The 13,728-nt window shown below is 59.4% G+C and carries 9 protein-coding genes, 1 tRNA gene and 4 pseudogenes; 12 read left to right on the top strand and 2 right to left on the bottom strand.

What is annotated here, in order from left to right:
* Positions 1-42: 42 nt before the first annotated feature.
* The 7 genes and pseudogenes from H8B02_RS37095 (at position 43) to H8B02_RS37065 (ending at position 6,254) form a co-directional block, all read left to right on the top strand.
* Positions 43-800 (top strand): annotated as a pseudogene (locus tag H8B02_RS37095) (SDR family NAD(P)-dependent oxidoreductase).
* Positions 801-1,045: 245 nt separating this feature from the next.
* Positions 1,046-1,447: an IS66-like element accessory protein TnpA gene (gene tnpA / locus H8B02_RS37090; protein ID WP_028340772.1), complete on the top strand. Its 402-nt coding sequence runs from the start codon at positions 1,046-1,048 to the stop codon at positions 1,445-1,447.
* Between the two features lie 23 nt (positions 1,448-1,470).
* A complete protein-coding gene (gene tnpB, locus H8B02_RS37085; RefSeq protein WP_430642467.1) occupies positions 1,471-1,791 on the top strand; it encodes an IS66 family insertion sequence element accessory protein TnpB in 321 nt (106 codons plus the stop codon).
* 47 nt (positions 1,792-1,838) lie between these two features.
* A complete protein-coding gene (tnpC, locus tag H8B02_RS37080) occupies positions 1,839-3,512 on the top strand; it encodes an IS66 family transposase (RefSeq protein WP_229170740.1) in 1,674 nt (557 codons plus the stop codon).
* Between the two features lie 278 nt (positions 3,513-3,790).
* Entirely contained in the window at positions 3,791-4,099 is a 309-nt protein-coding gene (locus H8B02_RS37075) for a helix-turn-helix domain-containing protein (protein ID WP_229170739.1), read from the top strand.
* A complete protein-coding gene (locus tag H8B02_RS37070) occupies positions 4,092-5,369 on the top strand; it encodes a type II toxin-antitoxin system HipA family toxin (RefSeq protein WP_229170738.1) in 1,278 nt (425 codons plus the stop codon). The genes H8B02_RS37075 and H8B02_RS37070 overlap by 8 nt, the downstream gene beginning before the upstream one ends.
* A 675-nt stretch (positions 5,370-6,044) precedes the next feature.
* A complete protein-coding gene (locus H8B02_RS37065) occupies positions 6,045-6,254 on the top strand; it encodes a hypothetical protein (RefSeq protein ID WP_229170737.1) in 210 nt (69 codons plus the stop codon).
* A gap of 225 nt (positions 6,255-6,479) precedes the next feature.
* On the opposite strand, the gene H8B02_RS37060 is transcribed toward H8B02_RS37065, so the two are convergent.
* Positions 6,480-6,555 (bottom strand) — tRNA-Ile (locus tag H8B02_RS37060).
* Between the two features lie 1,017 nt (positions 6,556-7,572).
* On the opposite strand from H8B02_RS37060, the gene H8B02_RS37055 reads away from it, so the two are divergent.
* From H8B02_RS37055 to H8B02_RS37040, 5 genes and pseudogenes are all read left to right on the top strand, one after another.
* Positions 7,573-9,522 carry an efflux RND transporter permease subunit gene (locus tag H8B02_RS37055; protein WP_312001507.1) on the top strand — a complete coding sequence of 650 codons (1,950 nt, stop codon included), beginning with the start codon at positions 7,573-7,575 and terminating at the stop codon, positions 9,520-9,522.
* A gap of 38 nt (positions 9,523-9,560) precedes the next feature.
* Positions 9,561-10,433 (top strand): annotated as a pseudogene (locus tag H8B02_RS48245) (efflux RND transporter permease subunit).
* Between the two features lie 44 nt (positions 10,434-10,477).
* Entirely contained in the window at positions 10,478-10,648 is a 171-nt protein-coding gene (locus tag H8B02_RS37050) for a hypothetical protein (RefSeq protein WP_229170736.1), read from the top strand.
* 804 nt (positions 10,649-11,452) lie between these two features.
* Positions 11,453-11,788, top strand: coding sequence for a hypothetical protein (locus tag H8B02_RS37045; protein WP_229170735.1), 336 nt, complete (start codon positions 11,453-11,455; stop codon positions 11,786-11,788).
* A gap of 274 nt (positions 11,789-12,062) precedes the next feature.
* Positions 12,063-13,198: pseudogene (locus H8B02_RS37040) on the top strand (MFS transporter).
* A 249-nt stretch (positions 13,199-13,447) separates the two neighbouring features.
* Here the strand turns inward: H8B02_RS37040 and H8B02_RS37035 are convergent.
* Positions 13,448-13,728 (bottom strand): annotated as a pseudogene (locus H8B02_RS37035) (hypothetical protein); the annotation flags it as partial.

Below are 13,728 nucleotides of genomic sequence, written 5' to 3'. Positions count from 1 at the left end.
GGTGCTGTAGAGTGCGTTCCGAAACATCCGGGGGGGCAGCGCATGGCGATCGTATTCATTACCGGCAGTACGGATGGTCTCGGCCGGGCGGCGGCGCAGTCGCTTCTCGATAAGGGGCATCGAGTGGTGCTGCACGCGCAAACGGCAGATCGCGCCGCAGCCGTCGGAGAGCTCGCGTTGCGCTCCGAACGAGTTGTGGTCGGGACCTGCAGAGCGGCGCCGAGACCAAAGGCATCGCGGACCAGGTGAACGCGATCGGGCGCATGGATGCGATCATCCATAACGCTGGCGTCTACACACAGCGGAGTCGTGGCTCGACTCCTGAAGGCCATGCCGGGACGTTGGCGATCGATACTCTTGCACCCTACTTGCTGACGGCACTGATCGAGCGCCCCGCTAGACTGGTCTATCTTAGCAGTGGGCTGCATCGTGGCGGGGAAGGCTCGTTGGATGACCTTGATTGGACGAAAAGGTCTTGGGATTCGGCCAGGGCCTACGCCGAGAGCAAGCTTCACCTCGTCGCGCTGGCGCGACGCTGGCCAAGCGTCCTAAGCAACGCGGTCGATCCAGGCTGGGCGCGCACGAAGATGGGTGGCACGGGCGCCCCGGTAGATGTCGAAACGGGTCAGAAGACGCAATCCTGGCTGGCCGTGAGCGACGATCCAGCCGCGCTAGTTAGCGGCCGCTATTGGCATCGCCTCCAGCAGCAGGAGCCGGCCAATGAGGCGACCGATCCGAGCTTTCAGGATGAACTCATCGATAAATTGGGCAGGCTGACCGAAGTTAAGTTACCGGCATAGGTAACCAGCGCGGATCTGCTCTGGGGCAAAACCGCCCGCGGCGGACCGATTGCCTGCACTTGAAAAAATATGAAAAAATCCTTGAACTTGGTGTGTTGCCGACGCCGTCGAAGACTTCCTCGACGGCCGTTTTGGCTGGGCGGCGGGAGCCGTGGAAGGTACGCATCCGACGGGGGCCGTCTTGCGTGACGGGTGGTAATTCGCGAAGCGTGTGGCCTTAAGTCTAGCTTTAAGGTCATCAGGCGATGCGGGTCGAGGTTTTGGGCGGGCTGGAGCGGCGGCGGCGCTGGTCGCAGGACGACAAGGCACGGATTGTCGAGGAGACATTGGCGCCGGGCGCGAAGGTGACTGAGGTTGCGCGTCGCAACGGAGTAGCGGCCAGCCTGGTGTTTACCTGGCGTCGACAAGCACGGACATCGGAACAAGTTGTACCATCTTTTACGCCGGTGCAGATCGCGGCCGTAGCGGCATCGGCTGAGGAAACTCCGAAGCTTTTGCCTACGGTTGATGGCCGAGTTCGCTCCGTGGCAGCCGCGCGTACTGGATTGATAGAGATCGATCTCGGCAACCGACGGTGCATCCGGGTGGATGCGCACGTCGATCCGGAGGCGCTGGCGCGGGTCCTCGATGTGCTTGGACGCCGATGATTGCGATACCGGGGAATGTGCGAGTGTGGCTCGCGACAGGCTACACGGATATGCGCAGAGGCTTTCCGTCGCTGGCACTCCAAGTGCAGGAGGTGCTGCACAAAGACCCGCTCAGCGGTCATCTGTTCGTCTTCCGCGGTCGCCGCAGCGATCTTGTGAAGGCGATCTGGCACGATGGCCAGGGAGCCTGCCTGTTTACCAAACGACTCGAGAGAGGAAAGTTCATCTGGCCATCGGTTGCCGGTGAATCGGTAACGATCTCGCCGGCGCAGTTGAGCTATCTGCTGTCCGGGATCGATTGGCGTAACCCTCAAGAAACCCATCGGCCGACGCGGGTCGGATAGCCGCTTTTACGGTTTGAATCTGCTGCTTGATCTGATTCAATGGCTTCATGGTATCGAAGCCGGACGATCTTCCATCGGACCTCGTCAGTGCCCTGGCGGCGCTGCAGGCCGAGCGTGAGGCACGGCTGCGAGCTGAGGCGGTGGCTGCCAACTGGCAGGCACAAGCCGCGAATGCGCAGGCGCAACTGTCGGATACCGAGGCGCTGATCGCGCATCTCGAGTTGCGGATCGAGAAGCTCAAACGCGAATTGTACGGGCAACGCTCCGAACGCACGGCACGGCTGCTCGAGCAGCTGGAGCTGGAGCTGGAAGAGCTCGTCACCACAGCGAGCGAGGATGAGCTTGCCGCGCAGTCCGCAGCGGCGAAGACGCAGAACGTCCGCCCCTTCATGCGCAAGCGGCCGGTGCGCAAGCCGTGGCCGGACGACATCGAACGCGAGCGCGTCGTCATTGAGGCTCCAGCGACCTGCGCCTGCTGTGGTGGATCGCGCCTGGCGAAGCTGGGCGAGGATGTGACCGGGACGCTGGAGGAGATCCCGCGGCGCTTCAAGCTGATCGAGACGGTACGCGAGAAGTTCACCTGCCGCGATTGCGAGAAGATCAGCCAGCCGCCGGCACCGTTCCATGCCACGCCGCGCGGCTTCATTGGTCCGCAACTGCTGGCGACGATCCTGTTCGACAAGTTCGGCATGCATATCCCGCTCAATCGCCAGAGCGTGCGCTTTAAGGCCGAGAGGATCGATTTGCCGCTATCGACGCTGGCCGACCAGGTCGGCCACGGAACCTTCGCCGTCATGCCGCTGTTCCAGCTGATCGAGCGTCATGTGCTTGCGGCCGAGCGCCTTCATGGCGACGACACCACCATCCGCATCCTGGCGAAGGGCAAGTGCACGACGGGGCGAATCTGGACTTATGTGCGGGATGACCGGCCCTTCGCCGGGCCTGCGCCGCCGGCGGCGGTCTATTACGCCTCGAGCGACCGACGAGGCGAGCATCCCCAGAAGCATCTGGCCGCCTTCGCCGGTATCCTGCAGTGCGACTGTTACAGCGGCTTCGAGCCGCTGTTCGACCCGCAGCGGAAAGAGCTGCCGATGACGCCGGCGTTTTGCTTTGCCCATGCGCGGCGGGGCTTCTTCGAGCTGGCTGACATCGAGAAAAATGCCCGGGAAGGTAAGAAGGGCAAACCGGTCTCTCCGATCGCGCTGGAGGCGGTCAGACGCCTCGATGCGTTGTTTGAGATCGAGCGCGCCATCAACGGCCGCAGCGCCGACGAGCGGCGCGCCGCTCGCCAGGAGAAGAGCAAGCCGCTTCTCGAGGATATGCACGCCTGGTTGCTGCGTGAGCGCGAAACCCTGTCGCGCTCCTCCGAGGTCCTGAAGCCGATCAACTACATGCTCAGGCGCTGGGATGACTTCGCCCGCTTCCTCGACGATGGCCGGATCTGCTTGACCAACAATTGCGCTGAGCGCGCATTGAGAGGCATCGCCTTGGGACGGCGCAACTGGACCTTCGCTGGTAGCCAGCGTGGCGCCGACCGTGCCGCCATCATGCTGACGATGATCACGACCTGTCGCCTCAACGACGTCGATCCCAAGGCCTGGCTCGCCGAGGTCCTCGCCCGGATCGCCGATCTTCCCGCGTCGCGCCTGCACGAACTGCTGCCCTGGGAATGGAAGCTCCTGCGCCAGGCCGATAAGCCCGTCGGTCAGCAGGCCGCCTGACCATCACCCAACCGATCATAGATCTCACTGTGCCCGCGCGCATGCGTCAATCAGGCGGTCTTCGTCGTATGCGTACCGTGGAAGCTCATGCGGACGCGGTGGTTCGCCCCGCGCTGGTCGAGATTGCTTTAGGCGTTGGAGAACCGCCTCGCCATAGAGATACGTTTGCGGATCATTTTACTGTTCCGTGATGCGTGAACAGATCCAAGCCTTTGACTGGGTGGCAATAGATGATACCTTACCGTATCTTTTGAAGAAAAAAGGTACGTAAACGCATCATGGAACGAAGCTCAGAAGCAACCCAACAGCTAGGACGCCTCCTCCGGGATGCAAGAAAGCAAACGGGCCTAACTCAAGAGCAGGTGGCCGAACGCGCAGGCATTTCTCGGCCGCGTTACTGCGATATCGAGCAAGGCATCGCCGCTGCGCGGGCGAACACGCTGATTAACGTCGCGCGCGCGCTCGGCATGGAGCTAATGCTGATCCCACAGGCCATCGTACCAGGCGTCAACGCACTGCTTCGGCCGTCCGAAGACGAAGACCGACCAGCGTTCACCACCGATACGGATGACGATGATGATGAGTAGCCACGTCCGCGCTCCTAACACCATCCAGTCGCTGGACGTGTTTCTCAAAGACCTCAAGGTCGGAACGCTCGTGCGTACGCCGGGCGATTTCAACGCCTTCAGTCTTGATCCGGCCTATCGAGCCATGGCGCGACCCCCGATATTGAGCCTTTCATTCCGCTCCGCCGATGGTGGCCTTCGTAAGGATCCGAAGCCCGCAGCACACATGCTGCCCGCGTTCTTCGCGAATATGTTGCCCGAAGACAAGCTTCGCGAGGCGATGGTAAAGCACCACGCGGGAGCAGTGAGGCAAGGAAACGATTTCGACCTCCTCGCGGCGCTTGGCGAAGACCTGCCAGGTGCAGTGCGCGTCGTGCCGAGCGACGGCAGCACCACGATAGCCGTGCAAGACAATCCACGTGAGATCAAAGCGCGGTTTTCCTTGGCGGGAGTTCAGATGAAGCTCTCCGTGATGAAAAATACGGGCAAGGGTGGCGGACTGACTTTGCCCATCGGCGACGAGCAAGGTCAGTACATCGCAAAATTCCCCTCGACCAATCTTGTCGGCTTGTCGGAAAACGAGTTCGCCATTTTGGCGCTGTCCGAAATCCTCGGAATGGATGTGCCGGAACGCGAGCTTGTCGAGAAATCCGATTTCCAGGGAATTCCCGAAGAATTCAATACACTGTCGACTGGCAAGGTCTTGCTGGTGAAGCGTTTCGACCGTGGCCCCAAAGGTACCCGAATTCACGTCGAAGACTTCGCTCAGATCTTTGGCCGGCAGCCATCCAAAAAATACGATGATGCATCATACCACGACATCGCCTCCGCGCTGAACGTGGCGGTTTCGACCGACGCCGCACTCGAATTCGTTCGCCGACTGGCACTTGCCGCGCTCGTCGGCAACGGCGACATGCACTTGAAGAATTGGTCCACAATATACCCAGGTGATGGTTGCACTCCGGTCATCGCCCCCGTGTACGACGTCCTATCGATCACCGCCTATTTTCCGAAGGACGATATGGCCCTCTCTTTGGGAGGAGAGAAATCCTTCAAAGCGCTTACTCCGGACCGCTGGCGAAAGTTCGCCAATCGCGCGCGGCTACCCGAGCCGGCGGTCATCTCGGCCGTCGAGGAGGTCGTATCGTTGGTGAACGACCATTGGTGGCAACTCCCAGAGCGGGATGTCGTGCCGGCCGCTGTTCTCAGTAAGATCGATGCCAAGATCGAGGAGATGAGCCCGGTTCTAGATCCCGGCCACGTTCCGAAGTCTTCGCTGGCTACCCGCTGAGCTTGGCGCCATCGGAACTAGCTGGCCACAGCATACGACACCGGGTTGCATTCAGTTTTGGCTTATCATCCGCCGAGCCTGAAGAAGGTGCCGGCCCAGCTTCTTCGACGACCGGCTCGCGCACGGTCGTAGATGTTTGGCAGGCTTGCACGTTCAAAAGGTCTACAAGGGCCGCCTATCCGAGAAGCGAGGCTTTCTAGCGCGAACCGCGAAAGGCGGCGGGCTAGCGTTCGCCGGCAACGCCGCCGCGGCGGAGTTGGACGCTCTTCAAGCAGTCAGACGTGCAGTTTACGAACGGGCCCGTCAGGTGCGATCTCGAGCTCAACGGGACGAGGACTATCAAGGTCTATTCAGCAACCGCCTAGCTCTCAGGAAATACGACGGTGCGTTCCGGGTCCATTGCGGGACTACGAACGGTAGCTGCCGAAGCAGACGACCGAGGCGTTCAAGCTTTACGGTGAAGACGGTGTCTCGCTTCTGGTGTTCGAACGAGGCCTTCGACCTGGTTCCCTCGTTGAACGACCGGAATCTTGCGGACTTGGTCTACCAACTGGACCGCGACGTCTTGCGGGCGCAGACCGAGACGGACGACCGGTCGCTAGACCAGGCGTTGGAGCGGCTGGCCGAGTTGGATGCTGCTCGAGAGTAGGCGCCGGAAATGCCAGCGACCCGACGATGGTCATCATCGTCGGCATGTGCGAAGGGGACCCAGAGAGGCCGCTTAGCCGGTGCCGATCATCGGCGCCACATGATCAGCATGGGCTGCTGCTCGTCGGCATGTCGATGATGATCGTCCCGGCCATCGTCACCGGCATCATCATCTCCGGCACTACCAGCAGCAGCGGCAATTCCATCTTCGCATCGCGATCAGCGCCGTCGGACTAGCCGACGGCCCAGCGGCCGCTGACCATAGTTGCGATCACAGCGAAATCGCCTACCGTACTCACGGTGAAATCAGCGCAGCGTTAATGTTTGGGTTCGAGATTTTCTCCCGATTTGACATGATCTGGCAATGACTTATGAAAATCGAGTCATGCCTGGAGATCGGTATCGAGTCGTTCCTCCCGAACGAGTCGTTCTTAAAGCGGACCTACCACACACTGAAAATATTGGTGGGCCCGGCAGGACTCGAACCTGCAACCAGACCGTTATGAGCGGCCGGCTCTAACCGTTGAGCTACGGGCCCCCACCGCCATAAGGCGGCCGCGCCGCCGGGCCAAGACCGTTTACAGGTTGGCTAGCAATTCGGCAATCCCATCGTTTCAAGCGAATAGGGGCTTGCTCGCAGCCTGCGCTTCGCGCGGTGCACCGACTTTTGATTCCATTCGGGCGTGCCCGCGACGAATTGCTTCAGTAAAACTTCGTCGAGCTGTGACCCGCGATGACAAACTTGCCGCCACATCTGCCTTTGTGTGGCCTTGTCAAAGACCGGCGAAGCGTCGTGACGCTCCCCAACGCTGGAAATAACTGCAGATCGCGCGCTTTAGATCGGCTTTGCGCGCCCAAGCTTTCGTCGGATTGCGCCGTCGAGGCGACACACCTCGGATCACATGGTTGAGTCGTCAGCGCTTCGGCCACTCCGCCGAGTTATGGTCCGCGCATGCGAGTCAAAACCGACCGAGAACTTTGTGCTTCGTACAACGTCACAAGTCTCGCACCGCTGCGACCCAGCGTTTCCGTTTCACAAACCTTGGTATAAGTTTTGCAGCTCATTCTATATTGCCTGCTTACCTTTGTAGAGTGAGCCCCCCGTCGGGTCGTCTGTACTTTCGATGTCGAAACTGGATCCTTCGATATACGGGTCGGCGCGAGGCCGCAAGCTGACTTGACTGCTTGCTGGAAGTCCCTGCGGTCCATTCAGGCGTGAGCAAGAAAAATAAATGGGTATGTGAGCCCGCCTCCGCACCCTGAGTGACCTCTGGCCGATTGCTCCGGAAAACGAGACGGGTCTTCATCTTAAGAAAATCCTGCCGCGATCCGAGATCGCGACCAGAATTCATCTAGGCAACAACATGGAGAAGAGGAGGAGTGAGGTCTCTCTGCCTAGGAACGTGTGTGGCTTCTAACAGCCGATCCCGCTTCCCTCATGCTACGGACGTCAGCCGCGGTAGCTGCAGTAGCTGAAGCGATTGCCAGCGAATTAGCATTACCCTCTCGAATGCGAGCCGAGATGGGATCTACCGAGCTTTTCATAAGACGTCCGGTGTTATCTATCGTCGTCAGTCTCCTGATCCTGCTTATTGGTCTTCGTGCGGCCACCGTTCTACCGATCCGGCAGTATCCCAAGCTGTCTAATACGGTCGTCAGTATCGCGACCTCCTACCCTGGCGCCTCCGCCGACATGATCCAGGGGTTCATCACCACTCCGCTGGAGCAGGCAGTCGCGTCCGCCGAGGGCGTCGACTACATCACATCCTCATCGGTGCTTGGTATCTCGACGATTCAAGTCTACATCAAGCTCAATTTCGATCCCAACGAGGCGCTCACCGAAGTGCTCTCCAAGGTCAACTCAGTCAAATATTTAATCCCGAAGGAATCAAACGATCCGGTCGTCACCAAATCAACCGGTCAAACCACCGCCGTCATGTATATCGCATTCTCCAGCAAGGAACTGACGTCCAGCGCGATCTCGGACTATCTCTCACGTGTCGTGCAACCGGTTATGTCAACCGTCGATGGCGTCGCAGCGGCAGACGTCCTTGGCGGACAGAGTTTCGCGATGCGGCTATGGCTCGATGCTGCGAAAATGGCGGGGCACGGCGTGTCGCCGGCTGATGTTTCGGCCGCGATCACCGCCAACAACTTCCAGGCCGCGGCCGGCCAGACCAAGGGCTTTTTTACCATCTCCGACGTCACGGCAAACACCGATCTTCGGAGTGTCGATGACTTCAAGCGCTTGATCGTCAAAGCCAATGACGGCGGCTTTGTACGCATCGAGGACATTGCGACAGTTGAGCTTGCCGCGCAGACAACAGACGTCAGTGTGGCCATGAACGGCGAGCACGCGGTCTTCATCGGCGTGCAGGCGAGCCCGCAAGGCAATCCGCTGATAGTGCGAGGCGTTCGGGCGCTGTTTCCGGAAATGGAGCGCAACCTGCCACCGTCGATAAATATGAAAGTGGCCTACGACTCCACCAAATTCATTCAATCGTCGATCGACGAAGTAAAAAAGACCCTCATTGAGTCCGTCGTGATCGTTGTGGTGGTGATCTTCCTGTTCCTGGCGTCGCTGCGGTCGGTCATCATTCCTGTCGTCACCATTCCGTTGTCGCTCGTCGGTGTCTGCAGCTTGATGCTGGCGCTGGGGTTTTCATTCAATCTCCTGACCCTCCTTGCGATGGTGCTCGCGATCGGTCTCGTGGTCGACGACGCGATCGTCGTGGTGGAAAACATTCATCGCCATTTAGAAGAGGGGGCGCCGCCCCTGCAGGCAGCGACAAGGGGCGCGCGTGAGATTGTTGGCCCAGTTGTCTCCATGACGATTACGTTGGCCGCCGTATACGCCCCAATTGGATTTCTCGGCGGCCCCACCGGTGCGCTGTTCCGCGAGTTCGCGTTTACGCTGGCAGGAGCGGTGATCGTATCGGGCGTGATCGCTTTGACGCTGTCGCCGATGATGTGCTCGCTCTTCTTGAGGAGTGCTGAGGAGGGGCAGTTTGCAAGATTTGTGAACCACGGATTCGGCGCCATGACACGCTGGTACGGCCGCAAGCTCAATCGCTCGCTCGACTATCGGCCGATTACTGGTCTGTTTGCGGTGACCATGTTGGGCCTCGTCGGCTTTCTCTATATGCATACTTCCAAAGAATTCGCACCCGACGAGGATCAAGGTATCGTATTCGCACTAACCAAGGCGCCGAAATACGCCAATATCGACTACCTTGACTATTACGGCGCCAAGCTCGAAAAAGTCTTTCAGAAGTTTTCCGAGACCGATTTGAGCTTCGTACTCAACGGGGTTAGCGGCTCTCAGGGTGGCATGGCCGGCACGTTGCTCAAGCCATGGGACGAGCGCAAGCGGTCATCGATCGCGCTAAAGTCCCTTGTCCAGACCGAGCTATCTAAAATTGAAGGCATTAACGCGTTTGCCTTTAGCTTGCCGCCGCTTCCGGGCGGTTCGGGTGGCCTACCAGTGCAGATGGTGATCAATTGATCAATTCGACGCTAGGCTTCCAATCCGTCTATGAGCAGATGTCGAAGCTGAAGGATGCGGCGCGCAAGAGCGGTCTGTTCTTGGTGAGCGACTCCGACCTCGAGTTTAATCAGCCAGCGGTACGAATCAAGATCGATCGATCAAAGGCCAACGATCTTGGCGTCACCATGCAGAACATCGGTAACGCGCTCGCCAACCTTGCTCGGCGGAAACTACATCAACCGCTTCAATTTGCAGGGCCGCTCCTACCAGGTGATCCGCAGGTGCCGCGCGAGAAACGCTTGGCGCCGGAAGCAATCGGGAGCTATTATGTGAAGACCGCGACGGGCTCGATGCTCCCGCTGTCTAGCGTAGTTTCCATCGAGACTGCGACCGATCCGAACGCGCTCACCCACTAAAACCAGCTCAACTGCGAGACCTTTCAGGCCGTGCCGATGCCCGGCGTCACGATCGGTCAGGCTGTGGACTTCCTGGAAGCGGAGGCAAAGAAACTGCCCGCAGGCGTCAGCCACGACTTCCTCGCTGACGCTCGCCAGTATGTGCGCGAGGGTAACCAGCTGCCCGTCACCTTTGCATTTGCACTCATCATCATATTCTTGGTGCTTGCGGCGCAGTTCGAAAGTCTGCGCGATCCCTTAATCATCATGATCAGCGTGCCGATGGCAATAGTCGGCGCCTTGATCCCACTATTCTTTGGCTCGGCGACGATGAACATCTATACCCAAGTCGGGCTGTTGACACTGGCGGGGTTAATTTCCAAGCACGGCATCCTGATGGTTGAGTTCGCCAATGAGTTGCAGCTCAAGGAGAGACTCGACCGTCGTTCGGCTATAGAGATGGCGCCGCGCGTCCGACTTCGTCCAATCTTGATGACCACGGCGGCAATGGTCGCGGGTCTTTTGCCCTTCTGACCGCGACGGGGGCTGGTGCCGCGAGCCGCTTCTCGATTGGGCTCGTGCTCGTCGCAGGCATGTCCATCGGCACCCTGTTCACGATCTTCGTGCTGCCGGCGGTCTATGTTACGATCGCGTCTGATCACCGCGCCGATGCGAGCTCCGGCCACGCGAAAAACGGCGTTGAGCTCGACCTCATCGGCGCTGCAGATGATCAGGTGGCTAAGCAATGACGACAAGATCTATCTAGGTTCGCTCGATGCTATTCTAGATGGGGGCATTGCGCGCCGACCGCGTGAATCTGATGGGCTTTAGCTTGTGACGAGACCGACGGATAATCCCGGGCTGCTGCTTCGCACGACCTATCGTTCGTCCGCGATGAAGGACATATCGTCAAGAAATACGACCGCTTCACGCGCCGGTGTGGTGAGCGAAGCGGCCTGGACCCGCCTTCACGTTCCGTTCCGCATTGAGATCTTCACGCATAGGTGCTCGGCGAGAACACATCAGTGATCCGCTCCTGCTCCGCCAAGGCGAATTGCCGGACATTCACGGCCAGCGCAAGGCCCAAGCTCGAGCTCGCCGAAGGAGAATTATTTGCTTCCGTCTGACGCTTGCGTTGCTTGTTGAAAGGAATGAACGCTGGTTTGAACCGCCTTAGGATTGGTTGATACAGTTCAGTTTCGTGGGCGAAAGGGCCGGGAACGGTCGTCAGGAGCCCCCGCATCCATGAGCGACGCACTTACCGGCTTTCGACACGAAGACCATCAATCGACAAACCGAAAACAAACTGCACGTATCGGCTGAGTGACCGTAGTCGGGTGCTGGGAAGTGCAGGCCGGCTTCTGTTATACGACCGGAGTCGAGAACAAGAGCAACTGCTGAACCTCTGCGCTTGACCACGGCGGCGGCCATGGTGAAGACGACCGGAACTGCTAAGCGAGTGGTCAGAATCTGCCGCAACCTTGATGACCCATGGTCACGTCTGCGCGCGCGCCCCTGACCTGACCGACGCCGCCGCTTAGGCGGCGACGATGATGGCAGTACCACTCGAAGTGGCTATGGTCGTCGGCGGCGAGCGCTGGTACCGAACAATCGGTCACTCGAGATACAACACATCAAGTGGGGCGCGGGGAACCACCTGGCTGCCTGAAACCGGGAATAATCGGATATCAAAAATACGGACCGACATTGACGGCTTGCGCCTAATTGCGGTCCTGATGATGTTCGTTGTATTGATCTCGCGACTCAGCGCGGTTGCTCGTGATGGCAGCTTCCGAAAGTTGTCGGAAAACTTACGCCGTGTTCGCGCCAAGTACAAAGAGGTGTCGCGCGCCATCGGCTTTGTAGACTTTACGACAGAGCCATGGTGAGCCGCGCCCCGGCTGTCGCAGACCAGCAAAAACTGTCACCGCTCAATGGCTAGCTTATCCGGGAAAGATTAGCCGAACCCCGCATCTAGCGTGCTCGACGATCATTCCAATTTATCGCTCGCCCTGTGACGCTCCAGTCTTTGTGACGGCATCGCATTTGCAGGGATGAAGAATATCAACTTGAGGCCGGCATCGTCGAGCCGCGGGCCGTTTGCAGGCGACGCACGCAGGATGGGGACGCCGCGCTCGCGAGCCCGTTCTCTCAGGAGTGCGCGTGATACCATTTGCCAATTGGTCAGCAGGCCTGCTTGGGACGCGGCTCGCATTTCTTGTGGCCGGCTTCGGCCTCGCGGCCTGGGCGCCATTGGTCCCGCTCGCCAAGGAACGGCTCGCGGTGGATGATCGCATGCTTGGTCTTCTGCTGCTCTGTCTCGGAACGGAATCCGTCATCGCCATGCTTTTTACCAGCGTGTCGAGTGCGCGGAACGGCAGCAAGCCCATCATCCTTGCGGGTGGACTTGGACTCGCGCTCATCCTGCCGTGGCTTGCAATTGCCGACACACCTCTCAGGCTCGGTGCTACCCTGTCGGCGTTGCGCTCGGCTCGATCGATGTGGCCATGAACATTCATGCAATTGAATTGGAGCGCGCCACCGGCCGTCCCCTGATGTCCAGCTTCCACGCCCGGTACAGCATTGGGGAATTCACCGGCTCTGCCGCCGTGACCTCGTTCCTCTCGCTGCAGCTTGGCCCGCTTTGTTCGACGTTGGTCTGTTCGGCGTTAATGACGATCGCGATTGTGTCGGCCTGGCCGGGGTTGCTTGCGACGGGTTCGAGGCAACAGGGCCCGTTGTTTGTCTTGCCCCATCGCAGCGTATTGCTGGTAGCTGTGCTCGCGGCTATCACCTTTCTTGTCGAAGGTGCAATGCTCGATCGGAGCGCTTTGCTTCTTGTTGGGCGGGATCTTCTCCCGGAGGAGCATGGGGGCCTCGGTTGTATGCTCTTTTCAATCGCAATGACGGCAGGACGTCTCTGCGGATATGCCGTGGTGGCACGAATCGGCGAGCGCGCCACATTGATGCTCGAGACTCTGCCGATCGTGGCAGGCTTTTTTGCTGTGGTGGCCGCGCCGGTTGCGTTGATTGCTATGGCGGGTTTCCTGCTTATCGGATTGGGTATTTCAAACGTTGTACCCGTACTGTGTCGACGCGCCGGCAAACAGAAGGTGATGCCAGTAGGGCTTGCGATCGCGGTCATCACGACAGCCGGCTATGCCGGTATACTCGTCGGTCCCGCCAGCATCGGGTTCGTCGCGCACATGGTTGGCTTGCCCTTGGCGTTCGGGATGTTAGGCGCGCTTATGTGTATCGCTACGCTGTCGGCGCGGATGATGATGACAGACCATCGCTAGGCCGCTGATCGAGAGGAAAGGGATACCATCACATTTTCAACTAATGATCGGCCGCCGGTCGGCGTTAGAGGCTTAGAATCGATGTGCTCCCAGCTTGATGGCAGCACGTCTCGATCATGACCATTCTCCGTTTACTGCAAATGGGCTGGCTGCGTCGTGGCTAGGATACACCGCGTCACTCGGGTTTTGGTGTCCAACTGAGTGCGGTGTTGACAAAGAACGTTTGTCAACTGCGAGGCAAATTGATCGTTACGTGAGCGGCGAGTGCGCGAGGCTGGGACATCCACCGCCGATTGATCGTAGCACCGGCCCCTTATCAGGAACAAGCAGATCACTCCGGTGCCGCCCATCGCTGTCGGCGAGATACGCCAGGTAAGCCAGCTGAATGCCGTCCTCTAGTGAGGTCTGGGCGCGCCAGCCGAGCCTGGCCAGCCGGCCGACATCGAGCAGCTTGCGCGGCGTGCCGTCCGGGCGCGACGCGTCGAAGCTAATCTCACCGCGAAAACCGACGGCGGCCGCGACCACGAGTG

Source organism: Bradyrhizobium altum (assembly GCF_020889705.1).
Classification (GTDB): domain Bacteria; phylum Pseudomonadota; class Alphaproteobacteria; order Rhizobiales; family Xanthobacteraceae; genus Bradyrhizobium; species Bradyrhizobium altum.
The sequence above is the reverse complement of the archived record's forward strand: the minus strand, read 5'-3'. Positions and strand labels throughout refer to the sequence as shown.

Bases quoted from the DNA above. Each gene is read 5' to 3' on its own strand.
- tnpA (WP_028340772.1), top strand. From the start codon at position 1,046: ATGCGGGTCGAGGTTTTGGGCGGGCTGGAGCGGCGGCGGCGCTGGTCG.
- H8B02_RS37065 (WP_229170737.1), top strand. From the start codon at position 6,045: ATGGTCATCATCGTCGGCATGTGCGAAGGGGACCCAGAGAGGCCGCTT.
- H8B02_RS37045 (WP_229170735.1), top strand. From the start codon at position 11,453: ATGGCAGTACCACTCGAAGTGGCTATGGTCGTCGGCGGCGAGCGCTGG.
- tnpC (WP_229170740.1), top strand. From the start codon at position 1,839: ATGGTATCGAAGCCGGACGATCTTCCATCGGACCTCGTCAGTGCCCTG.
- H8B02_RS37075 (WP_229170739.1), top strand. From the start codon at position 3,791: ATGGAACGAAGCTCAGAAGCAACCCAACAGCTAGGACGCCTCCTCCGG.
- H8B02_RS37070 (WP_229170738.1), top strand. From the start codon at position 4,092: ATGAGTAGCCACGTCCGCGCTCCTAACACCATCCAGTCGCTGGACGTG.